Origin of the sequence: Fictibacillus sp. B-59209 (assembly GCF_036216745.1) — a bacterium.
GTDB lineage: Bacteria > Bacillota > Bacilli > Bacillales > Fictibacillaceae > Fictibacillus_C > Fictibacillus_C marinisediminis.
In genome coordinates this window covers 1-23344 of record NZ_JARMMC010000002.1, presented here as the reverse complement: position 1 = coordinate 23344, position 23344 = coordinate 1, and the positions used below count along the sequence as shown (strand labels likewise).

General features: G+C 44.8%; 21 protein-coding genes. 13 read left to right on the top strand and 8 right to left on the bottom strand.

Going from position 1 to position 23344, the window contains the following annotated elements:
* Nucleotides 1–10: 10 nt before the first annotated feature.
* Both P4361_RS00555 and P4361_RS00550 read left to right on the top strand, forming a co-directional pair.
* Nucleotides 11–2134: a M28 family metallopeptidase gene (locus P4361_RS00555; protein ID WP_328087782.1), complete on the top strand. Its 2124-nt coding sequence runs from the start codon at nt 11–13 to the stop codon at nt 2132–2134.
* Between the two features lie 132 nt (nt 2135–2266).
* Nucleotides 2267–3316, top strand: a complete 1050-nt coding sequence (locus P4361_RS00550; RefSeq protein ID WP_328087780.1) for a lactonase family protein — start codon at nt 2267–2269, stop codon at nt 3314–3316.
* A gap of 441 nt (nt 3317–3757) precedes the next feature.
* On the opposite strand, the gene P4361_RS00545 is transcribed toward P4361_RS00550, so the two are convergent.
* The 4 genes from P4361_RS00545 to P4361_RS00530 all read right to left on the bottom strand — a co-directional run bounded on the left by P4361_RS00545 (nt 3758) and on the right by P4361_RS00530 (nt 6905).
* Nucleotides 3758–4654, bottom strand: a complete 897-nt coding sequence (locus P4361_RS00545; RefSeq protein WP_328087779.1) for a heme A synthase — start codon at nt 4652–4654, stop codon at nt 3758–3760.
* A 138-nt stretch (nt 4655–4792) separates the two neighbouring features.
* Nucleotides 4793–5197 carry an anti-sigma regulatory factor gene (locus P4361_RS00540; protein ID WP_272885651.1) on the bottom strand — a complete coding sequence of 135 codons (405 nt, stop codon included), beginning with the start codon at nt 5195–5197 and terminating at the stop codon, nt 4793–4795.
* 161 nt (nt 5198–5358) lie between these two features.
* Nucleotides 5359–6051, bottom strand: coding sequence for a DUF2294 domain-containing protein (locus P4361_RS00535; RefSeq protein WP_328087775.1), 693 nt, complete (start codon nt 6049–6051; stop codon nt 5359–5361).
* Nucleotides 6052–6545: 494 nt separating this feature from the next.
* Nucleotides 6546–6905: a Na-translocating system protein MpsC family protein gene (locus tag P4361_RS00530; RefSeq protein WP_328087774.1), complete on the bottom strand. Its 360-nt coding sequence runs from the start codon at nt 6903–6905 to the stop codon at nt 6546–6548.
* A gap of 185 nt (nt 6906–7090) precedes the next feature.
* Between P4361_RS00530 and P4361_RS00525 the strand changes: the two genes are divergently transcribed.
* Nucleotides 7091–7879: a TrmB family transcriptional regulator gene (locus P4361_RS00525; RefSeq protein ID WP_328087772.1), complete on the top strand. Its 789-nt coding sequence runs from the start codon at nt 7091–7093 to the stop codon at nt 7877–7879.
* A gap of 535 nt (nt 7880–8414) precedes the next feature.
* Here P4361_RS00525 and P4361_RS00520 read toward each other — a convergent pair.
* Nucleotides 8415–9251 (bottom strand): STAS domain-containing protein, encoded by an 837-nt coding sequence (locus P4361_RS00520; protein WP_328087770.1) that lies wholly within the window; start codon nt 9249–9251, stop codon nt 8415–8417.
* Nucleotides 9252–9642: 391 nt separating this feature from the next.
* Between P4361_RS00520 and P4361_RS00515 the strand changes: the two genes are divergently transcribed.
* The 6 genes from P4361_RS00515 to P4361_RS00495 all read left to right on the top strand — a co-directional run bounded on the left by P4361_RS00515 (nt 9643) and on the right by P4361_RS00495 (nt 16065).
* On the top strand, nt 9643–10293 hold the full coding sequence (locus tag P4361_RS00515; RefSeq protein WP_053356593.1) for a response regulator: 651 nt from the start codon (nt 9643–9645) through the stop codon (nt 10291–10293).
* Nucleotides 10294–10311: 18 nt separating this feature from the next.
* The gene (locus P4361_RS00510; protein WP_425590211.1) at nt 10312–11631 is read left to right on the top strand and encodes a PAS domain-containing sensor histidine kinase; all 1320 of its coding nucleotides are present in this window, start codon (nt 10312–10314) and stop codon (nt 11629–11631) included.
* A gap of 326 nt (nt 11632–11957) precedes the next feature.
* A complete protein-coding gene (locus tag P4361_RS00505) occupies nt 11958–13424 on the top strand; it encodes a flavin monoamine oxidase family protein (protein ID WP_328087764.1) in 1467 nt (488 codons plus the stop codon).
* Between the two features lie 226 nt (nt 13425–13650).
* Nucleotides 13651–14466 (top strand): YihY/virulence factor BrkB family protein, encoded by an 816-nt coding sequence (locus tag P4361_RS00500; RefSeq protein ID WP_328087763.1) that lies wholly within the window; start codon nt 13651–13653, stop codon nt 14464–14466.
* An 88-nt stretch (nt 14467–14554) separates the two neighbouring features.
* Nucleotides 14555–14764, top strand: coding sequence for a lipopolysaccharide assembly protein LapA domain-containing protein (locus P4361_RS23175; protein ID WP_425590213.1), 210 nt, complete (start codon nt 14555–14557; stop codon nt 14762–14764).
* Between the two features lie 644 nt (nt 14765–15408).
* A complete protein-coding gene (locus tag P4361_RS00495; RefSeq protein ID WP_256224964.1) occupies nt 15409–16065 on the top strand; it encodes a TerC family protein in 657 nt (218 codons plus the stop codon).
* Between the two features lie 149 nt (nt 16066–16214).
* On the opposite strand, the gene P4361_RS00490 is transcribed toward P4361_RS00495, so the two are convergent.
* Nucleotides 16215–16946 carry a ZIP family metal transporter gene (locus P4361_RS00490; protein WP_256224963.1) on the bottom strand — a complete coding sequence of 244 codons (732 nt, stop codon included), beginning with the start codon at nt 16944–16946 and terminating at the stop codon, nt 16215–16217.
* A 97-nt stretch (nt 16947–17043) separates the two neighbouring features.
* Nucleotides 17044–17613 (bottom strand): membrane-spanning protein, encoded by a 570-nt coding sequence (locus tag P4361_RS00485; RefSeq protein WP_328087760.1) that lies wholly within the window; start codon nt 17611–17613, stop codon nt 17044–17046.
* A 158-nt stretch (nt 17614–17771) separates the two neighbouring features.
* Here P4361_RS00485 and P4361_RS00480 point away from each other — a divergent pair, with 158 nt between their 5' ends.
* The 4 genes from P4361_RS00480 to P4361_RS00465 all read left to right on the top strand — a co-directional run bounded on the left by P4361_RS00480 (nt 17772) and on the right by P4361_RS00465 (nt 20214).
* Entirely contained in the window at nt 17772–18233 is a 462-nt protein-coding gene (locus tag P4361_RS00480) for a hypothetical protein (protein WP_328087759.1), read from the top strand.
* A 173-nt stretch (nt 18234–18406) separates the two neighbouring features.
* Nucleotides 18407–19123 (top strand): SH3 domain-containing protein, encoded by a 717-nt coding sequence (locus P4361_RS00475; RefSeq protein WP_328087758.1) that lies wholly within the window; start codon nt 18407–18409, stop codon nt 19121–19123.
* Nucleotides 19124–19233: 110 nt separating this feature from the next.
* Nucleotides 19234–19779, top strand: a complete 546-nt coding sequence (locus P4361_RS00470; protein ID WP_328087951.1) for a GNAT family N-acetyltransferase — start codon at nt 19234–19236, stop codon at nt 19777–19779.
* Between the two features lie 156 nt (nt 19780–19935).
* A complete protein-coding gene (locus tag P4361_RS00465; protein ID WP_091010186.1) occupies nt 19936–20214 on the top strand; it encodes a DUF4176 domain-containing protein in 279 nt (92 codons plus the stop codon).
* Between the two features lie 474 nt (nt 20215–20688).
* Here P4361_RS00465 and P4361_RS00460 read toward each other — a convergent pair whose 3' ends face one another.
* Nucleotides 20689–23091, bottom strand: a complete 2403-nt coding sequence (locus tag P4361_RS00460) for an ABC transporter permease subunit (RefSeq protein ID WP_328087757.1) — start codon at nt 23089–23091, stop codon at nt 20689–20691.
* Nucleotides 23092–23344: the final 253 nt, after the last annotated feature.

The window sequence follows — 23344 nt, the reverse complement described above, 5'->3', positions numbered from 1 at the left end:
GGTTTTAGGATTGGGAAAACGTAAAAATTCCGGCTCACTTAGGAAGAAGTACCTGGCAAGCAGTATGGCGCTTGCACTTTTGGCATCCGCAGCTCTGCCTTTCACACATGCATCCGCACAGACGAAGCAAGAGGATCTGACAGGTTTTGCGAAAGACAAGTCTCAATGGCAGACAGAGTTTGAAACGAAATTCCAGAACGGTGTAAAGGAAAACTCGATCAAGAAGTACGGCAGAGCGCTAAGCAAACGTCCGGCTTTGGTCGGCACGAAGGGCAATGATGCCGGCGTCCAATATGCGCTCAACGAACTGAAGAAAGCAGGCTTAAAGCCGAAGGTCCACACGTACGATGTCTACCTATCCCACCCCAACAGCATCTCCATCACCCAGACCGCTCCGTTTCAGCGAGAACTCAAAGTCACCGAAGATTTAAAGAAAGGCACGCCTTTTAAAAACGAAGTCGTAGAAGGCTATAACGCGTATTCCCCTTCAGGCGATGTGGAAGGAGAACTTGTATATGCCAACTATGGAACCCCTGAAGACTTCAAAGAACTGGCCCTGCAGGGCGTATCGGTCAAAGATAAGATCGTCATCGTCCGCTACGGGAAAAACTTCCGCGGCGTAAAGCCGGATCTTGCCTCCCAATACGGAGCGAAAGGCGTTTTAATCTATTCCGATCCGAAAGATGACGGCTATGTCAAAGGTCCGGTTTACCCTGATGGACCGTGGCGCCCGAAAGATGCCATCCAGCGCGGAAGTATCCTCTATATCTACCGTTACCCGGGCGATCCGCTGACTCCTGGGAAAGCATCGGTCGACGGTGTGAAACGAATCCAAGCCAATAAAGCCAATTCACTGCCAAGAATCCCGACAACGCCGATCTCCTACGGCGAGGCACAAGGACTGCTGCAGGCCATGGGCGGCAAAGAGGCGCCAAAAGCATGGCAGGGAGGCCTTCCTTTTAAATATCACCTCGGGAATGAAGCGTCCAAGGTTCGTCTTAACCTTGATATTGAGTATGAAACAAAACCGATTCATGATATTACCGTGACGTTTAAAGGAGCCAAGTATCCGAATGAAAAAATCATCATCGGCGGCCATAGAGACACGTGGACGTATGGTGCAAGTGATAACATTTCCAGCTGGTCCACGATCATGGAGATGGCCCGTTCCCTCGGCAAGCTGTATGAAAACGGCTGGCGCCCGGATCGTACGATTGTTCTTGCAGGCTGGGATGGGGAAGAATACGGTCTGCTCGGTTCCACTGAATACGCAGAACAGCACCAGAAGGAACTGACGAAGGATGCGGTCGCTTACATTAACATGGACGGCATCGCCGGACAGTTTTTCGGTGCCGGTGCTGTGCCTTCTCTAAATCCTTTGATCTATGATGTGGCCAAAAAGGTCACAGAACCCCGATCAGGTCTGTCCGTTTATGATGACATGCTCGCCCGCAACGACGGCAAGGAACAAGAGATCGACTTGTTGGGCAGCGGCTCAGACTATACGGCCTTTCTTCAGCATCTCGGTGTGCCTTCTGCTGATGTCGGCTTTGGTGCAGCGGGCGGCCTTTATCACAGTGCCTACGATAATTCCGATTCCGTGGAACGGTTTTTTGACCCTGGCTACAAACACCAGGCTGCAGCGGGACGTTTTACCGGTCTAATGGCCCTGAGGCTGGCCAACGCACAAGTTCTTCCGTTCCAATACTCCGAGTATGCGGAATCTGTGCAAAAACTGCTTGCTGACGTGGAGAAAGACGGAACACTTGGTGTGGATATCGGCGGCTTAAAAGCAAAGGCGAAAGAGTGGGAAGAAGCCTCGAATCGACTGGAAACTTACAGCCAAGGCCTTCTGGACAGCGGAAAAGGGAAGCCGAAGCAATGGAAACAGCTGAACTCCGCATTGATCCAGCAGGAGCGTGACCTGATCAGTAAACAGGGGCTTGCGAGCCGAAGCTGGTTCAAGCATCAGATTTTTGCACCGGGACTCACTACCGGTTACGCTGCTCAGCCATTGCCGGCATTAGTTGAAGCACAGCAGGCAAAGGACACTGAAGCCTTCAAAAAAGCGGTAAAACAACTCGAAAAATCGCTCACAAAAGCAGCCTGGACAGCAGAGGATGCGGTCGAATAAAACCTTCAAGCATGGTATTCGGAATGAATATCATGCTTTTTTTGCGCGAACAATAAGGGTTCGAACAGGTTTCTTTGTGACTGCTTGTGTTAAAATTTAAGAAATCAGAATTTTAGAGAGGAGATCATCACGATGACAAAGTACTCAGGCTATATCGGAACCTATACTAAAGGTGAAAGCAAAGGTATCTACTCTTTTACGCTCGATACAGAAGAAGGCAGAATTACAGATATTAAAGCAGCAGCCCAACTAGGGAATCCTACATACTTAACGATCAGTGAAGACAATCAATACCTTTATGCCGTAAAAAAGGACGGAGATATGGGAGGCGTTGCTGCTTACTCGATCACCAATGAATCAAGAGGGCTGACACTGCTGAACAGCCAGCTGACAGAGGGAGCTTCTCCTTGCCATGTCAGTGTGGACCGTGAAAACCGCAACGTGCTGACGGCGAACTATCACAGAGGAACGGTTGAGCGTTTAGCGGTCGAACAAGGAAAAGGCGTGCACCCTGCAACTTCCGTTATCCAGCATGAAGGTTCTGGCCCCGATGAAAGACAGGAAAAGCCGCACACCCACTATGCAGGTTTTACTCCGGATGAAAAATATGCAGCGGTCGTTGATCTTGGAATCGACAAGCTCATCACATATCAGCTCTATAACGGAGAGCTAAAAGAGGTGAGCAGCCTGTCTGTGAAGCCTGGGAGCGGTCCGAGGCATCTCGAGTTCCATCCGAACGGCAAAATAGCTTACCTTATGACCGAGTTTAGTTCAGAAGTCATTGTATTGGCATACAACGAAGAAAATGGAAGCTTTTCGATCCTTCAGTCCATCTCCACCATTCCTGAAGATTTTACGGAAAACAACCAAGGAAGTGCGATTCATGTTTCTTCCGACGGCCGTTTTGTTTACGCAGGTAACCGCGGACACAACAGCATCGCAATCTTCAGCGTGAAAGAGGAGTCAGGCGAATTATCATTTGTCGACCGTACGCCGACAGAAGGCGACTGGCCGCGTGATTTCATGCTCGATCCTTCCGGAAAATTTATCGTGGCTTCCAATCAGGAATCCGGCAACCTTGTTCTTTTCTCAAGAGACGAAAATACAGGCAAACTGACGCTTTTACAATCGGATGCGTTCGTTCCTTATCCGGTTTGCGTGAAGTTTTTGCATGTGAAATAAAGTTAAGTGCCACAGAAGGTGTGTTCTTCTGTGGCTTTTATTTTGCTCCTCATATGCTGCGTTTTTTAGCTTTTTTTGAAAGATTTGAAGTGTTTTTGATGAATAAATAAGTAAATAGTTCTACATACGCTTAAAACCGTGGCATTTCGGCTTTTGTGAGGTGTGGGAAGCCTTTTTACTGCATGTTTAGGAGGATTTTCAGCTTATTTATCTTGTCCATCCACTGACCAAGGCTTTTATTATCGATAAAACGGATATATTATCGATATTCTATTGTTCTTATCGAAAACCCGGATTTATTATCGAAAAGGGCATTTTTATTATCGATTGGATTCCTTTCGACATGAATTGACTCGTTTCGACGCAATCATTTTCATCTGGCTAAGTACAAGCAACATAAAAAAACGGCCCAGGCTTCTCGTCCTGGACCGTTTTTCTTCATTATTCAGGTTTTTTCCTCGTCTGCAATGCAATATAGAACAGCACCGCAAACAGCAGAGTGATTAACGCTGAATGAGATAGAGTGGTAAAGATATTTAAGCGGGTCAGAACGACGAGCACGCCGCTGACACCCTGTAAGAGTGTTAAAATAAACGCGATAAGTGATGCGTAATAAAGATCCGGCCGGTTGCCGCGCAAATGCCTGTATGAGTAGATCAACAATCCAAGTACAAGACAGAACAGCACGACAGCTGCCATACGGTGAAGGTAGTGAATACCAGGCAGGCCGGCCAGCGGCAAGAAATTGCCGGGATAGCAGCCAGGAAAATCTGTACACGCCAGACTTGCTTTTACGTGGCGCAAGTACGTACCGGAATAGATATCAAGATACGCATAAGCGACCGTAATCCAGGCGAACCACTTAAAACGCTTCGATACGGCACTTTTAACGAACAAATGGGACCTGTCCTTTTGGACGACAAACACACTCAAGAGCACTACACCTGTAAAGGCTAACAGCGAAAATCCGAAATGCATCGCAAGTACCTCAGCCGATTGCGGCCATAAAACAGCTGCTGCACCAATAATGGATTCTACGATAATAAAACTGATTCCGAGAATGGCAAGACCCTTCACTTCACGGATGCCGCGGTAACGGCGCCATGCCCAAATCGAGAAAATAATAACAACAATCCCTGCAAAACCGGTGATCAGACGATGCGTATATTCAATCATTGTTGCGACGGTATATTCGGGAATAAATTTACCATTACACAGCGGCCAGTCACTTCCGCATCCCATGCCGGAGTCTGTGTCAGTCACAAGAGTTCCGGCGATCATTAATAAGAACATGATGACACTTGTAAAGACGGCCATTCCTTTAAAGGCTTTATCCATAGAAAAGCTCCTTTAGTAATATATACTCACACTTGACATCATGGGGTATACAGAGCCAGTAGTCAACTGAGTTGAAGCAAATGACAAACATTTGTCAAAATAAGGCGCAGATCCATCACACACCTTGGATTTTCACCGTCATTGCACCCATTTTACGGCAGTGATGGTCGTGCCAGCCCCGTCGTGTGAATCGATGATAAATTCATCCATCAGCCGTTTTACCCCGGGCAGCCCCATTCCAAGGCCCCCTGAGGTAGAGTAGCCGTCTTCCAGCACTCTTCGAACCTCTTTGATCCCGGGCCCTTGATCAGAAGCAATGATTTTAATGCCGGATTTCTGCTGCTTAAAAAGGGATTCAAACGTTATTTTGCCCTTTCCTGCGTATAAATAAATATTTCTGGCAAGTTCTGAGACAGCTGTAGTAATCCGAATCTGGTTGATCGTTGAAAATTTCAGCTTTTTGGAGAGTCGTTTCCCATGCTGCCTTGCAGCCACGATATCCTGTTCAGAGTGAATATTGACAATGATGGCATTATCCAGCATAGCGCACTACCCTTTGTTTTCCTGTTAAATTTCCTATGCGGTGATCATGTAGCATGCGTACCATCCCCTTTGCTGCACATCATAAAAAAACGCCAAAAAGAGGGCTGTGACGCCCTTCCTTTTGGCTTACATCTAGTTCCATGCCTAGCTTGTTGCTGCCCTTATGAAATTGGTTCTAATATTAATATCGCAGCGCTCCGGTCAAGCTCAAAATCCCAGTCAATAAAATAGTCAGAAATCGTGGTGCCAAGAAGCTTCTCCAGCTGTGGCGTATGTTCACCGAGCAGCCTTCTTTCCAGCCTCCGCTTTGCGATTCGGAGCGTTTCATCGGCCCCCAGAGCGATCATTTCTTTTTCAATATTAACCAAAATTTTGTCGCGGAAAATAATCAGTGTTCTGGTATTCAGCAGGTAGGACGAAATTCCTTCGGGGCTCTTTTCCGCCTCAAAGCTCACCCGGTCGATCTCCGTATGAACCTGCTCCTGGTTTTTATAAGCACCGGCTAATAGGTTGTCCGGTGAGTCCTTACTGACAGCAACAAAAATCCCTGTCTGAGTGTCCAGGTTCCAATCGTAATAAAACTCCTGAATATCGATTCCGAGCTGCAGTTTAAGGTAATCCGTAATTTCCCCAATGACCTGCTCCATCAGCATATCCCGTATCTTTTGGATAAAAGCTGTCTGGTTGGTGTTAAGCAGTGAACGTTCGGTGGGTGAAAGAAATTTTGTAAAGTACATTGTCACATAGGGTTTGGACAGTGTTACAAAAACAGAGCCAGGTCCTCTTCCAAAATGATCTCTAAGAATTCTTCCGATATAACTGCTTAAATCCTTTTCTACTTTCAATTTATCCATCGAGTTCCACCTGAATTTTTTAGTTTTATGATGACATTTCAGATCATTTTTTTAAACAGGACGCCTCTTTTATTCCTAATATAGTATTCGTTGCTTCCTCCCGATTTACTGCTGTTAACCATCCCGTTCTAACAGGTCCGGCTCGTTAGTTTCATCTGATCGGCTAAGCTGCTCTTCATAAACAAGGGTGCTGAAAACAGGATGTCCTCACCGATTTTTTTCTGAAAAACCCTTTCTTGCATCTGCTGTAATCTTGAAGCACTCGACGGAGCTCTTTCATAAACAACAAAATCTCGTGTTTGTCAGCCATATCGACAAAACCCCTTTGTTATAACTTGCTAAGTCCGTTTAGCTCTCTTAAAACACAATGTTAATATTTCTTGAGTTCACGTTTCACTTCTTACCGGACGCAAAAAGAGCCGAAAAGAAAAGGACTGCCCTTCACTCTTCGGATCATGTTTGACACACATTGTCCAATTCATTACTGCCGCACGTTATTCTTTTGGTTTTAAAATGAACGTAATCACACTTTTATCCAGTTTGAAGTGCCAGTCCACAAAAATATCCAGGATATCTGCATTCAATATAGAAACATAGTCATCAAATTGCTGCAAGAGGCCTTTTTCCAGCTGTAGCTTAGATACCTTCAGCGTTTCATCAATTCCAAAAGAGATCAATTGCTTTTCGATGGCAACTAAAACTCCTTCTAGGACAACAATGAGCGTACGGTGACTAAGTTTATAGGAAGTAACCTGTGTTGGTGCCTTTTCTGCAAGGCTGCTCATCTTGATCACGCGCAAGTGCATCTGCTCTTTGCCTTCATAAGGCTCGCCATCACTAAGATCCGATTGCAATTCCTCCAGGCACATACCGAACGTTAAAATTTGTGGCCATCATTCAACAGGAAGATGAAAAATAATGGAATATTCGGCTATCATAAAGTAGAATAAAATTAAGTGGTATTATAAAATACTCCTCTTTAGTAGTTTTAAGAAACACTACTGCGGTGCCTGGCACCGGAATAATCGGAGGGAAAATAATGATTGATCTATTGAAAAAACTAGGAATGACGGAACTCGAGGCTAAATGCTATATCACATTGCACGAAGAACCTGAACTGACAGGCTATGAAGTAGCGAAAAGGGTAGCGGTGTCACGGGCAAATGTGTATTCCGCGCTAAGGTCTCTCGCGGAAAAAGGGGCATGCCGAAGCAAGGAAGGAGATTCGGTTCGATACAATGCCGTGCCGATCGAGGATTTGGTGCGTCTTTTTCAAACAGAATTTGAGCAAACGTCCAAAGTGCTTATCCAAGAATTGAAGACTCCTCCGCAGCCTGCACCCGCCTTTTATAATTGGCAGGGAAACAGGGGACTTGATCTTGCACTCCGCAGAGTGATCACCAATGCGGAAACATCGATTGTAGCTGAAATCTGGGCAGAGGACCTTTCATGGATGGAAGACGTACTGCTCGACGCAGAAAAACGGGGAGTAACGGTTGTGCTCATATCGATTGGAGAAACAAGCATACCCCTGGAAAATGTGATCGTCCGCCAAAGAGATGATCAATGGCATACAGATGAACGTAAATTCTCTCTTCTTTGCGATTCAAAAACAGCTTTTATAGGGAGCTTTGGCGGGACACTCAAACCGTCTTCGGCAGAGACAGATCATCCAGCTGTAATTGAGATGCTGAAAAATGGCTTCTACCATGACCTGATCATGCAGCAGATCGAACAGGACTTCAGCAAGGAATTGGACGAGAAGTACGGTGAAAATTATAAAAAACTATTAAACTATTACATTAACGAATTGGGGTGGAAGGTATAAGGGGTATAGAACAGGGACCTCTAAATTACTTTTATTCTTCATTGCTATTTATATAAAATAATATTTGTTATTTTACCATAAATAAAATAGCGAAGATTGTTTGGTTTAATTTGAAAAAAAGTTATTTTCATCAATTACGGCCCTTTTATTTGTGGCCAAAGCATAAGTTAAGAAAAAGACAGATATTCAGGGAAGAATTATATTAAAATAAGAAAAGTGTTTGTAACCCCTAATCTAAGATGCTTTTAAAAAGGCCATGATTCGGTTTTTTTGTGTGTTGGCAGAAAAAACCTAGTGATCTCGAAACATTGGGAATTAAAAGTATAGGTATCGTGTTTGCAGGAAAGCTCGGCGATAGGGGATTGAGGCAACGTACTATTCAGAGGTAAAAAAAGTCTATTAACTACCCTGAACTTTGCTTTATTGTAATCTTCCATAGTCCATGAAGAAGCATTTTAAAAGACAGGCTGTGAACTTTGAATGAAACTAAGATTAAATGAATAGAAGAATCTGCGGCAATTCAAATTCAATTAACCTAAATCTTCACTTTTTTCTTAGGTTCAAGTAAATGGGCCAAGGCGACTTTAAGACTTCCAAACGTTAAGATATCCGAGAAATTCAAACCAAGCTTGATACTGGTTTGTGCAATCTCCGGACGAATTCCAGATATGATTGCTTTGATGCCAAGCAAGGACAGCTGCTTGATGACCGTAAAGAGCTCATCGGCTACCGTGGTGTCGAGAGTATAGACACCGGACAGATCAATGATCAAATACTGAAGCTTCAGGCTGCTTGCCTTGTTTAGTGTCTGCTCCTGAATGAAAGTGGCCCGAAATGTATCCAATTCACCGACTAGCGGCAAAATTCCAATGTTCTCAGTAATGGGGATAACGGGGACTCCCATCTGGATCGTTCGATGCTCGAATGTTACGGCATCGTCGAATTGGTGATAATGGCTGGTGAAAACTTCAATCACACGGTCAAAAGCACGGTTAAACTGTAAACTCCACGCACCGATGTGAGAGGTGCGGACGTCTTCGGCATAGGAATCGGCAAACTGCTGGATATACCGCCAGGAAATCTCTCGGCAGCGGTTGAAATTCTGAAGAATTTTAATAAGCGGAACGCCAGCACTCTTCCTTTGTTGGGCGAGTTCTTTGGCCCACGGATAAGGATCGTGCCCACTCATCATGCAGTCAGCGAGCATATTGGTGAATTTAATATGCTGTTTTCGAAGCGTACTTTCAATCTCTCTTGAAGCGTTAAGCGAATAAATATAATATTCTTCTGTGGCTCTGCTTTGAAGCCAATCTTCCGCCATGTGATGTGAATGGTCTACCATAAACGTATAGAGCTGTTTTTCGATCACCACTTATTGAACCTCCCCTTTTTTTTAAAATTTTCCGTGCAGAATGGCATGTTTCCGATCGTAAGCGCAACAATGGCTGTGATGAAACGGGTAAGCATCTACTGTATCGATTAAGTTGAAATCAGGGAAGTAGTGGTGTTCATTTGGATTCTTATACTGAAATTATTTTTCTATCCTACTAAATTCTTTGCTTAAGAAATAAAATCCTCTTTACCCAACCCAAATATTAATGCGGCTAACAATTGGATTGTTTGGTGGAGGGGTTTGGTGCAGAATTGTTGGGTGCCAGGCACCGCATTTTGACATATGTCAAAAGCCGGTGCCTGGCACCAAACCAAAACCGAAAATGGTAAACTAGAAGAAATGTGATGAAAAGAGGAAGGAGGGACCTACCTTGATTAAGATTCTGCTTGTGGATGATCATGCGGTGGTGCGGCAGGGGCTCATGATGCTGCTGAACGCTCATCCGGATTTCGATGTAGCCGGGGAGGCATCGGAAGGTAACGAAGGGATTCAAAAAGCACTGGAACTCAAGCCGGATGTTGTCATCATGGATTTGAGCATGCCGCATGGCAAGGATGGGCTGTCGGCGACCTCTGAGTTAAAGAAGCAGCTTCCTGACTGTGCCATCTTGATTTTAACGATGCACAACGATGAGGAATATTTATTTCAGGCGATTCAGGCAGGTGCTTCAGGATGTATTTTGAAAAGTGCACCGCACGAAGAACTCATGGCAGCCATCCAGAGTGTCTATCATGGAAATGCTTATTTGAATCCGGCGGCTACCAAACGCCTTATGGAAGAATATTTAAATCATGTGAAACAGGGAACAACGGATACCTACAGGTTGCTGTCAGACCGTGAAAAGGAAGTATTGACCTTGATCGCCAAAGGCTATTCTAATAAAGAAATCGGTGAACAGCTGGTTATCAGTGTGAAGACGGTGGAGACCCATAAAGGCCATCTAATGGAGAAACTTAAATTGAAAACCAGGCCAGAACTGGTTGAATATGCTCTAAAAAAAGGACTCCTGGGGTATAAATAGCTCTTTTGAAAAGAGGGGATGAAAGTGGACCAAAAGGATATAGGGAGGAAAGGACAGATAATCATTGATTCCTCCGGTGCGGTTAAGTCAATGAATGAAGCGGCTCGAGATAGATTTGGATGGCCGAGTTTAGATGAGGTTAAGATTGAAGAACTGGTTCCTGTCTTGAACATCGAGAAGCTGGAAGAGGAGAAATTGGTCCCCTGCTTTGGGAAAGAAAAGAGCGGTCTTGAATTTCCTCTTTTTATAAGAAAGAGTTCATTTGAGCTGGATGGTGCGACGTATTCTTTGCTGCTCCTTCAAGATATTGAGATCGAGGCAGAGGATGCTGCTGGCGCTTATGCCCGCGAAAAGGAATTGGCCGACTTTAAATTTGCACTGGACGAGTCAGCGATCGTGGCGATTACCAACCGCAGGGGAATCATCACCTACGTGAATGATAAGTTTTGCAGCGTGTCCCAGTATCCGAGGGAGGAGCTGGTGGGCCGGGATCACCGTCTGATCAACTCGGGCTATCATCCTAAGGCGTTCATGCAGAACCTTTGGTCAACCATTTCAAGCGGCAAGGTATGGCGTGGTGAAGTGAAAAACCGGGCAAAGGATGGATCCTATTACTGGGTGGACACGACCATCGTCCCCTTTCTTGATGAAAGCGGAAGACCCTATCAGTACTTGGCCATCCGTTCTGAGATTACTGATAAAAAGCGGGTGGAGAAGGAGCTTCAGCATATGATGACCCGCTTGCTGGACGTACAGGAGGAAGAACGGAAGCGTCTGTCGCGGAATTTGCATGACGGCATCGGGCAAAATTTGTACAGTCACTTGATTACGATCAACCGGATGCGTTCGGAAAAGGAGCATCCACTGCTGGAGCAGATGCAGCAGGAGGCATCAGAACTGATTGAAGAAGTGCGCGATATTTCCTGGGAATTGCGCCCGTCCGTTCTGGACGATCTTGGACTTGTTCCTGCCATTCGTTCATTTTTGTCTCGTTTCGGTGAAAACTATGGGATTGACGTGAAGTTTGATTGCTCGCTTTTCGGAAGGCTGAGCATTGAAAAAGAAACGACCATTTACCGGGTTATTCAGGAGGCGCTAACGAATGTGAGGAAATACGCAGGTGTAACTGAAGCGGCGGTATCGATTCAAGGAACGGATACGGATGGGAGTGTCCATGTGAATGTGAGCGATAATGGCCGAGGGTTCGATGCTGAACATGATGAACCCGGTGTCGGTTTGTTCAGCATGGAAGAAAGAGCACGGGCTGTAGGCGGGACGCTGGAAGTTCATTCAGAGGTGGGAAAGGGAACAACGGTGTCGCTGGAACTGCCTGTATAGGAGTTTACATAATGGTGCCACTCTACTTGATGGTGCCAGGCACCGCGTTTTGACATGTGTGTAAAAGGGGTGCCTGGCACCATAATCAAAACACCGAATAACTAAATCCCGCAACTGCGAGTCAATCGCAGATGCGGGATTTTTATTTTTATATAGGAAACAGCCTATTGGTCTATGAACCGTAATCGGGCTTTACTCTAGAATAAGAACAGTCCCTACGCCTGGGATTCTAGTAGAGGGCTTTAAGTTTATTGTTATATTAAAATTAATTTTCTTTTCGCATGAGGAATATATTGGGAAAAAGTTCAAGAGTTGGGGGGCTTCGTATGGTAAGAAGGATCCTATCAGAAGATGAAATGCTGAACGTGATCAGGAACGGGCTGAAACCTGCTGCAGCCCCAAAGAAAATAATAGTGGCCGGGGCTGGAATAGCAGGGCTGGTAGCAGGTACTTTGCTGCTGGATGCAGGGCATGATGTACGGATTTTAGAAGCCTCCCACCGGGTCGGAGGACGAATTTACTCCGTCCGATCACCATTTTCAGAAGGGCACCATTTTGAGGCAGGGGCTATGAGGATACCTGAAAATCACAAGCTGGTGTTTGAGTACCTTCATAAGTTCAAACTGCCGTATAACCGATTTGTTAACGCCCTGCCGGATGATTTATTTTATATTAATGGAAGAAAAGTCCGTTCTGGTATTTATGATAAGAATCCCGATCTGCTTGGCTTCCCGGTTGCTGCGCATGAGAAAGGAAAAACGGCAGAAAACCTTTTAAGATATGCCATTCAGCCGCTCGTGGATTATGTGAACGAGGATCCTGAACGGCATTGGCCCATAATCATCAAACGCTTCGGAAACTATTCGGTAGATGGTTTCCTGAAACATAACCCCTTCGGCAGGTCTTTATCTTCAGGTGCGGTGGATAAAATCAAGGTCCTTCTGTCACTGGAAGGATTTCCTGAGCTTTCTTTTCTGGAAACGTTGCGAGACATCCTGCTTATATTTATTAACCGGGAGATGAAGTGGTTTGAGATTACTGGAGGAAATGACCAGCTTCCGAAAGCTTTTGTGCCGCGCCTCGGTGACCGGCTGCTGATGGAAAAACGATTGACAAGAATTGTACAGGGTCCAAAAACAGTAACACTGTACACCGAACATCCGACAAGCAGAGAAACAGAAGTCTTTGAAGCTGACCGGGCAATTATCACCTTGCCTTTTTCCGTTCTGAATTTTGTACAGATTGAGCCTGAGCAGTCACTTTCCTACTATAAAAGACGAGCGATTCGGGAGCTCCATTATGTGCCTTCAACAAAAGTCGGTCTGCAATTTAAACGGCGATTCTGGGAAGAAGAAGGTTTGCGGGGAGGAAAGGCGATATCTGACCAGGCATCCCGGTTTACATATTATCCGAGCCACTATCCAGATGGAATCCAGTCAGGAGTGGTTCTCGGAAGCTATACATGGGAAGATGATTCCAATCTTTGGAGCTGCCTGCCGAACCAGACGAGGATCTATGAAACGCTGAAGTGTCTCTCCTTTTTACACGGATCTCAAGTGTACAGGGAGTTTACGACGGGTGTTTCCTATTGCTGGACGAACAATCCATATGCAGGCGGGGCTTTCACAATGTTTAAGCCGTTTCAGGAGCAGGAATTCGGAGATGCCATTTCCACTCCAGAAGGCAGGCTTCATTTTGCGGGAGAACATGCGACCAAAACTCACGGCTGGATGCAGGGCTCCATTGAATCCGCTGTGAATGCAGCTCATGAAGTGCATCAGGAGTTAACATAAAGATGGTTTACATAATGGTGTCAGGCACCGCGTTTACACACTTGTGTAATCACGGTGCCTGGCACCATTTTAATGAAAAAGGCTTCTAAAACTGTGAGAAGCCACATATCCTTTGTACCATGTCCACCAGAGGAAGGCAGAAGTGGGGCTGCCTTCCATTTGCATTTTTTTCTATGATATGTATAATTGCTGAATGACTTGAAGGCCGAAAAGAAAGGGGGCTAATATGACAGCTGCTGATATTCTAAAGAAGCTCGCCAACCGCTTTATTACGCTGAGAGTATATGATTTGTCTGCCCAGATGGCCTATTACTTTTTAATGTCTGTGTTTCCGTTTTTATTGGTGATATATTCTTTGTTGGCCTACATGCCCATACAAGAAGAAAACATTTTGGAACTTGCTAAGCCTTATGCGCCGGAAAATACGTACCACTTGATCGAAAAGACCCTGACGTATACTGTGACACACCAGCAGGGCAATCTGCTTTCATTCAGTATTATTACCTTATGGCTTTCTTCCATGGGCTTTCGATGCATTAAACGAGTATTGAATGATGCCTACGTTATTGAGATAAAAGAAAGCTTTTTAAAACAAATACTAGAAGGAATCGTACTTACGATCGGCTTTATGCTCGCGATCTTGCTCTCGGTTTTTGTTCCGATCATTGAACAGCTGATGAGGCATTACTTAAACGATGTTTTTTCATTAGATGGCTATCATAAATTATGGATTTTCATGCAATGGGGATTAGGCAGTCTCTTCTTATTTCTATTCTTCATCGGACTCTATTATTTTGCACCGAACGTGAAGCTGAACGTGACGAAAGTGATTCCGGGCGCCTTTTTTTCCATGATCGGCTGGCAGCTCGTTTCCATGGGATTTGCCGCTTATGTCAGGGGAAACAACTATTCGGCGCTCTATGGCCAACTCGGCGGAATTGTCGTTCTGATGCTTTGGTTTTACTTGTCCGCCATGATCATCATCATTGGCGCCTTATTGAACACCATCGTTTATCCGATCAATGGACACAGAAAGGACTAAAGAGTATGAAAGCACAAGGGTATTTGCTTTTTGGTTTGCTGTTTGTTGTGTTGATCGCCGTTTTTGCGGTCGTCAACGGCTGATGTAGATTAAATGGCCGCTTGTTCTCATTATTTTAGGCTCTGCTGCCATTGGGGGACTGGCTGTTGGACTTCTTGGATTCATTAAGATCATTCAATTAAAAAATGCCGTAAAACGCCTGGAAAGGGAGCGTCCAGTGAAAGTGGGAACTGCAGAGGTGCAGCATTCTCCTGAAGGTACTGACGCAGACTCATCCCGATTCCGTTTGCCTGAATAAAAAAAGAGCTTTTCTGCTGATCGCAGAAAGGCTCTTTTTCCTTTGCGAAAAACTATTGGGTGCGGATTCGTTCAAAATAACCGCTGTGGACAATCCCCAGTGAAAAGAAAAACTCTAATGCACGATTGAAAGGCTAGAAATAAAGCTAGTTTGCAGTTTGATTATGAATAGAGTGGAAATCATTTCCTGCAACCAAGATCCTTGTGCTTTTCCCGGGAAATATGTCGAAATTATAGACATAAGCATCCTGCAGAGACGCCTCATGACACTACAAGCGTGCAGGGTTTGAAAAGTCTAATGAAAAACCTATGAAGAGATTGCAACTCCATAAACCGCCGTTTTTGCTGCAGCCTTGCAGTGTGTTCATTTTTAACTCTAGTTCGTAGAGCTATTTTAATAAACAAAGTGTAAAGGGGAAGGGTGAACTAGTTAAATCAATTAGCCATTAGTATTACAAGATGTTATTAAGTGGTGTTTAATAATGTTGAGGTATGATGAAATTTCATCTGTGCGGTGCCAGGCACCGCAGTCCAAATCCTCAAAAATAGTTTTTATGAACAAAACAGTTATGATATAGAATAAAAAATGGTAAACTATTATAATGTGGTAATAGAAAAATTAATTGTTATAGATAAGGTGGTTTCATGGATAATTTATTGGTAAATCTCTTGGAAATCCTCCTTATAAATATTGTGTTGAGCGGAGATAACGCGGTTGTTATCGCACTCGCCTGCCGTAACCTGGAGGAGCGGCACAGAAACAAGGCGATTTTCTTTGGTACGTTTGGGGCGGTATTTCTAAGGGTCGTTTTAACATTTGTTGCAGTATACTTACTGAAGATCCCTTTCTTGAACTTTGCTGGCGGACTGCTGCTTTTATGGATCGCCATCAGTCTTTTAAAGGGAGAAGAAGATGAAGACATTGAGGCAAATTCCAGCTTGTCCGGGGCCATCAAAACGATTATTATCGCTGACTTGGTCATGAGTCTGGATAACATTGTAGCCGTGGCGGGAGCAGCGAACGGAAACATTGTACTCATCATTCTTGGTTTGATCATCAGTATTCCGTTAATCATTTGGGGAAGCCAGCTGCTTATGAAGATCATGGCGAAATTCCCAATCATCATCATCATTGGTGCTGCACTTTTAGGCTACACAGCTGGCGAAATGATGTTAAAGGACAAGGCTGTCGGTCATTACTTAGAGGGAGTTCATTTTAACCTTCATCTCGTCTTGCCGATTGCACTCGCTATTCTTGTTGTAGCGGTTGGCAAGTTCAGTGGCAGGCGCGCGAATAGCTAAAAATAACACAAATAGTGCCGAGTAAAATAAAGGGCTCTTTCTCATTGAGAAAGGGCCCTTTATTTTATATTGGCTTCCGCTTTTGAACTATATCAAAGAGCGGTGCCTGGCACTGCCATACTACCAAGGACTTACACCACATGACGTGATTAAATTTTTGTCAAAATGAGAGAAGCGAGCAAACCGATGGAGGCGAGCAGGCCAACGAGTGAGCCTCCTTCTTCAAAAGCTTCAGGCAGCATTGTCGAGCCGACCATGGTGATGATGCCGCCTGCTGCAAAGGAAGCGATGATAGCCATGAGTTCTTCAGAAGCACCTTCCAGAAATAGATATCCCGCCCATGAACAGAAGGCTGAGATCACCAGCACCGTAATCCAGAGGACGAGGATCTTCTGTTTGCTCACATTGCTATTCAGCATCCCGGACGTACTCGACAGCCCCTCAGGTATATTACTGATAAAGATAGCGATGACGAGCAGCCAGCTGACACTGTTATTTTCAATGAGACTGGCCCCGATAATAATGGATTCGGGTATGGCGTCCATCACGGTTCCGATAAAGATCGCAAGGCCGGAGCCGCTGGGTGCTCCATCCTGGCCGGCAGACCGTTTCCTTTTGTGTGCCCCTTTCCGGGAAACAATGAGATCCAGCACCGTAAACACAACCGCACCGGTTACAAATCCCATCGATGTTGGAAACAAACCTCCAGAATGAACGGATTCTCCCAGCAGTTCATATGTGGCTGCGCCGATCAACACACCCGTCCCAAACGCCATGATGAAGCCGATGATTTTCTTTTTGATGGGGAATGCCATAGCTGCTATAGCACCCAGTAAAACAGCAGAGCCGGAAATGCCTCCCCACATGGCTGCACTCCACATACAACAACCTCCCTTAAACGGTGCCTTAAACGGTGCCTGACACCGCAATTACACAAGTATGTAACGCCGGTGCCTGGCACCGACTATGTGGCACCGGCTATGAAACTCTTCCCCGCCGCACCCTTGCATAAACCGCCACGACCAGACCGCCCGCCATGCCGAAGATGATATCGAGCATCGTGTCTTTGTTTCCGCCCATCTGCATCGTGTGGGTGAAGAACTGATCGCCCACGAACTCATAGGTCTCCCAAAACACGGTCGCAATCACGGGAAGGGAAAAGACGAAGAGAAAAAGCAGCCAAGGAGAGGCTTCCTGCCGTACCCGTCCCGGCAATAAAACGTGATATAACGTTATGGCGGCGAAACCGACATAAACTCCTTTATAAAGGTGAAGCGTCGAATCCCACCATTTAAAGTGTAGATAAAAACTCGCAATAGAGCCCAAATACGTAGTACAAAAAAGAAACACATAATAGCCAATAATAAGGGCGGTATTAAAAGGAACCGTTTTTAACCGCAACAGCAGGAGCGGCAGGGCACTGACCGCAACACCACCCAGAGCGACCTGCCAGCGGGACGAATCCCCCTTGATAAGGTACATAATAAACAGGACAAGCATGAAGATCATAAAGAGTATGCTTAACACCCAGATTGTTTTTCGCCTCACAACCTCACCCCATCTCCAGAATCCTTACCATTATGGCCAAAAAAAAGGGCGGCGAACCATTCGATTCTGTCATCCAAAGTCAAAGTACCATCCGCCCAGTCTTTTCATATACTGCCTAAGAAACATTACGCTCACTCATCCATTGGAGGAGGCAGAACATGAAGTTTACCGTGCAATACATCCCTCTGAGCAGCATCAAACCCGGCATCTCCATAAAAATAACGGAGCATTTAAAGAAGCTCCGTACGATCATGTGGGACTGCATGCATGTGCTCGTGGTCCAAAAGAGTAAAAAAGATGGCCATTATGTAGTGGTTAGTGGACAGGACCGGCTAGATTATCTGAAAAAACACACGAAAAACAAATACGCTCCGTGCATTGTCGATGAACCATCCAGCCTCAAAACGTGGCTCACACGTCTCAGCGGCCGGCAGCCGATCGATGATTTTCCAATGCATCCGAAAAGCTGGTCCATCGTCCGTTCATTTTTAACGAAGGAACCTCGCTTTAAAAAGCTGTCACGGCCCCAGCAGATCAAAGTCCTGCTGCTCGCGGTCCGATACAAAAAAACGGTCATCGCATCCATGCAAAACAGAGTCAGCCAAATCCTAAACAAGTAGAGCGGCGAATTGATTAAATTTCGTCGTTTTTTTTTGTGGACTACAATATCAAAAAATAGGGAATGAGAAAGCTAGTTATTGTTTCTATATTTTTACATAATAAAAGGTCATCCAGCATACGCTGGAACGATAAGGCATGTCCATACCAAACCTTAAGGGAGGAAAAATCCGGCATGAAAAAGGGCTTTCTAAAAATCGTAGTGATTCTATTGCTGGCCATTGGGCTCGTCACTTCTCTTTTTCCGTCCCAAATTGCTCAAGCCTCACCTGCAAAAATCGCCTATGTGGATGTTACATCAGGCAAGCTAAACGTCAGAAGCGGACCAGGAACACAGTATAAAGTGATCGGGTCCCATAAAGACAACACCAGGCTGACCATCTATTCCCAAACGAAAAGCGGATGGTCCAAGATCAAATACAACAAGAAAAACGGCTATGTTGCCACAAAATACTTGAGGTTCTACCACACGATGTCCCGTACAGAAGCAAAAAACATCACAGACAAAGCCATCAGCCTGCAGAACAAGATAGCAAGCAACAAAGCGTATACGAAAAAGCAGATTCATCAGATACTGTCACCCACCCACACGTCAGCCTACATCGACAAACTCATAAAATATGACATGGCGTCCTACAAAAAAGATAAAAAAGGCAACAAACTCTATGAGTGGCTCGCGACAGACTTTCCAGCGTACAGAATCTGGGGATTTGACTGGAGCGGGAAAGAGGCGCCTAAAAAGCCTTCCGTTACGTATTATTCGAAGAACGGCAAGTGGTATTTGAAAGTCTATCAATATCACAAAGATGATATGTACACTTACCACCAAACTCTCTATCTCTCAAAATCCAGTTCCAAAGCCGCTTGGAAAATTTACAATTATAAGTGGTAAAAGAAACCGCGAGCATCAGTGCTTGCGGCTTTTTTCATTATTAGTTATTCTTGTTGGAGTGTAATTAATTGGTAAACAAGTTAATTAAGTACAGGGGGGTAATACGTATCATGATCGTTAGCAAAAAAGAATTTCATGTTAAGGGGTTAGATTACACGATCAGGTCTGCAATGGATAAGGATGCAAAAGAACTCTCTGATTTAAGAGTGCAGATTGATGGAGAGACCGAAAATTTAGACAGAGAAAAAGGAGAGGCGTTCATCGATGCCTCAGGTTTTAGACAAATCATTCAAACAGATCATGAAAATAAAACGAGCTTATTTTTAGTTGCGGCAGTTGATGATCGAATCGTCGGGTTTTCAAGGTGCGAGGGAAATCCGTTAACTCGTTTCTCCCATAAAGTCGAATTTGGAATATGCATTTTAAAAGAATTTTGGGGATATGGTATTGGAAAAAATCTTTTAAAAGAATCGATAGCCTGGGCGGACTCCAATGAAATTAAAAAAATCACATTGAATGTATTAGAAACAAATGAGAACGCCGTTCATCTTTATGAAAAACTTGGCTTTGAAATAGAAGGAGTATTAAAAAATGACAAGATCCTTTCTGATGGTAAATACTATAACACCATTATGATGGGAAGATTTAATGGCTGATTCCGTACAACCCAGCGTTGTATGGTTTCTTTTATCTTATTCCGTTTCCTTTCACCCTTTTTCACAGCGACTTTGTAAAAATCGTAAACATTTTCGTTTTTAGGATTAAACAAAGGATAGAAGAGGAAAGTAGCCCATAAAGAAGGAGGCCGACCCATGACAGAGAATTTCCCATTGCCCATCGGATCAGTGATCACCCTGGAAAACACCGACCGGCCGGTGATGATCTACGGAAGGCTTCAATCCGCCGGAGAAGGTGAAGTGCTTTTTGATTACATCGGTTGTTTTTACCCTGGCGGACATATCGACGGCAACAACACCATCTATTTTCAGCACCATAAAATCAACTCCCTCCTTCATAAAGGCTATGTTTCAGAGGAAGAGGACGAGCTGCATAGAAAGCTGGCGGAAAAGAAAAGTGAGTTTCCTGAATAAATGAAGCTTGCAGTCCCGAATCAAAAGGGCTGCAGGCTTTTTTTATGTGTGATGGATGAGGATGGGGGTGCCGTGTATATACCGTTCGATAATAAAAGTGGACTTTTCGATAATATATCGGCGTTTTCAATAATGAAATCAGAATTTCAATAATAAATTCCTGTTTTCGATAATAAAAAGATCTGGCAGAGCATTCTGCCTAAGTTTTTTGTGGAAATCAACGCAACCGGGAAGCAATAGGGTCTTTTTTGAATGATTTTGAGTAAATTTTACCGCAGTGGTCACTCTTGCAGCGAAAGCGAGCACTGAATCGGCTCTTTTTACATGCGAAGTCTTCGCCCCATTTAATTCAAAAGAACTGTGGAGCCAGTAAAGCTCTCCAGTCTGACAGTCCTGTCCTATTTACTCCTTCGAAAAGCAACGGTTTAACTGAAAAAAGCCGCCACGGAGATCTTTCCGGAGCGGCTTTCGTCATTATCTAAAATAGTACTGATCCTGGATGCTGATCCACCAGTGATCGGGGGAGGACTCGGTAAAACGTGCGAGGTAGTCCCCTCTAAGATAATCCAGTGTTTTTTTTGTTTCCTTATCGGGCTTTTTTTTCATAGCCTTTAGAATATCCTCACGCGTGCTGTCGTACTGGACCTGAATCCTTGAAACCCGGCGATTGAAGCCGGAAGAAAGGATAATCTGGTAACCGTCTTCTTTATAATAGTAGTCTGTTCGCTTCTCATATTCTTTTGTTTTTATAGGTTTGCCATATCCCCACTTTAGCGTGTCGCGATCCAAAAATGAACCAACATAATATAAATCCTTTACACCATTCATTTCCCCGTCTTCAAACCTGTCCAGAGTTTCTTTGTCCAATTCCACAATTGGAATCTTCACGACCGGCTTTTTCTGTGCGGCAGCGATTGCTTTTTTTTTCGTAAAATCATCAGAAAACTTGTGGACGGCAAAGTAACAAAAGACGACAGCAACAGCTGCAATCACGATAGAAGCGGGATGGAAAAATTTCTTTCGTCCCCACTGAAGATCTTCGATTGCCTTTTTCAGCCCTTCCAGCATGAGGTTGACCCCAATAATGGCAACGGCAAAAAACACGACAGGGATGATGATAAGATACGGACGCAGCAGCATCTGTCGGTAATAGGAGCCGATCAGTCCCGACCATTCGTTGGACATGGAAATCGGGATATAGTCGCCGCCCTGCATCGTATATTCTTCCAGAACCGTTCCCCCGAAGAACATTTGCAGAAGCCCAAGATGTGCGAACAAGATCAAGACGTACATGATCTGCTGGATGTAGATGAAAGAGAGCTTTGGCAGCATATGCGGGAGGAGATGCTTGTAAAAAACATGAAAACGGCCACCGCCCAAAACACGCGCACTTGAAACAAATTCTTTATTGGAGATCAGCTCCATCTCAGCGCCGATCATGACTGAAATAGCAGGCACTGCCACCAGAGTAAGAATCATGATATGGAACATGCCTTTTTGCCAAAATGTCAGTCCTTCAGAAAGTACGACCGGAAACAAAATGAAGTAGCAGAGCAGGGCAACAGGTACATAGTGGGTGGAATCGACTATACCTTTCAGCCACTCTTTAAACCTGGGATTCATCGCATAAAACAGATAGCCGCCCGCAAACGAGAACAAGAGCCGGGTCAGACTGATGAAAAAGGCGAGCCCGAGCGTGTACTTCGCGCCTGACACGATTTTATACAGAAGGTCGCTGCCGAATTGATCGGTACCGAACCAAAACCGCGAAGAAGGCTCAAACGGTGATCTTCCAAGAGCCGTAAATCCGTCCTTCGCATACAGTATCGGTGTTTTTGGAATCTCATTGTCAAACGCATAATTGTGGATCAGACTCAGGGCGAGCAAGCACCCAATGATGCAAAAACCGGCAACAAACAAGGGCTGGGCACCCACATACCGAAGCGGGCTCACTATTCGCAGCAAAAAGCGCTTGATGATCAGCCAGTAGGGCTGGAAGCTAAAAGAAGATTGTGCTGCGGCGGTGGCGGCCATTTCGTTTTGAACGGCCCATTTATTCGTCCACATGGAGCCAAGGACAAAAAAGGCATACATCGGGATGAATACCAGCATGGCAGCAACCGTAAACACCGGAGGATCTCCATGACGATAGACAAAGTTTGTGATGCCGTAAATGTTAAATAAAATCTCAATCACGAGCAGGTTGGAGAGCATGAACCAAAGAATCATCCTGGACTGATGAAAAAAGTGAACCAATGTGTTGGGAAGGACATGATGCAGCAGTATGTATAGCCTTGTCAGACCTTTTGACCTTGCGTTTTCAATATAAGGCTCCTCCCATTCCTCCTCCATATGAAACAGCAGGATCCGCAAAGAGAGGATGATCGGCAATACGCTCAGACAGAGAATGGGCAGGGCATAAGGCTGTTCATTGCCCAAGGAAGCAATATTAAACAGCAAGATATTCGTTTTTTTATAAAACCAGATAATCAAGAACTGTACAAGAACTGCGATCAGAACATCGGGCAAAGATTCAAAGACAAACAAAACAGCTTTAGACGCTTTATACAGTGGCTTTGGAAGCAGTGAGATCAGGATGCTGAGGGCGAGCGCCACAATAATGGCGAGAAAAAGCGCTGAAAAAAGGACAATCATCGAGTAAATGTAGGGTTCTAAAATATCTGGGAAGAGGGTTCGTGATGTGGCTTCGGCTGGATACATGATATTAAAGGGATGGGTCAGGCTGCTGAGCAGCATCTTCAACCCCTCGCTGTATGACGAGATCTTAAACGATGTCCCGTTAAAAGCAAACGGGATGGCGCCCATCAGCAAAATGCCGAGAAGGGATGTGAATAAAGTTATGAAAATACGTTTCATCCGTTTTCAATGGCCTCCGATCAAAAGAAGAATAAATAAGGAGGCACATCTGGTACCTCATTACTACAATTTATTCCATAAATTTACATGTAAATCCTTCTTTTGACAGAAAGTTCTTTAGGAAAGCTGTTTTCGTAACCTTTGTTGCTTTTGAGAGTGGTTGATTTCCGTTTCAGGATGCTCGCTTTCCGCGGGGCGGGCGGTGAGCCTTACCGGCGCCAGCGCCGGTGGATCTCACCTGTCCCGCTAGTCC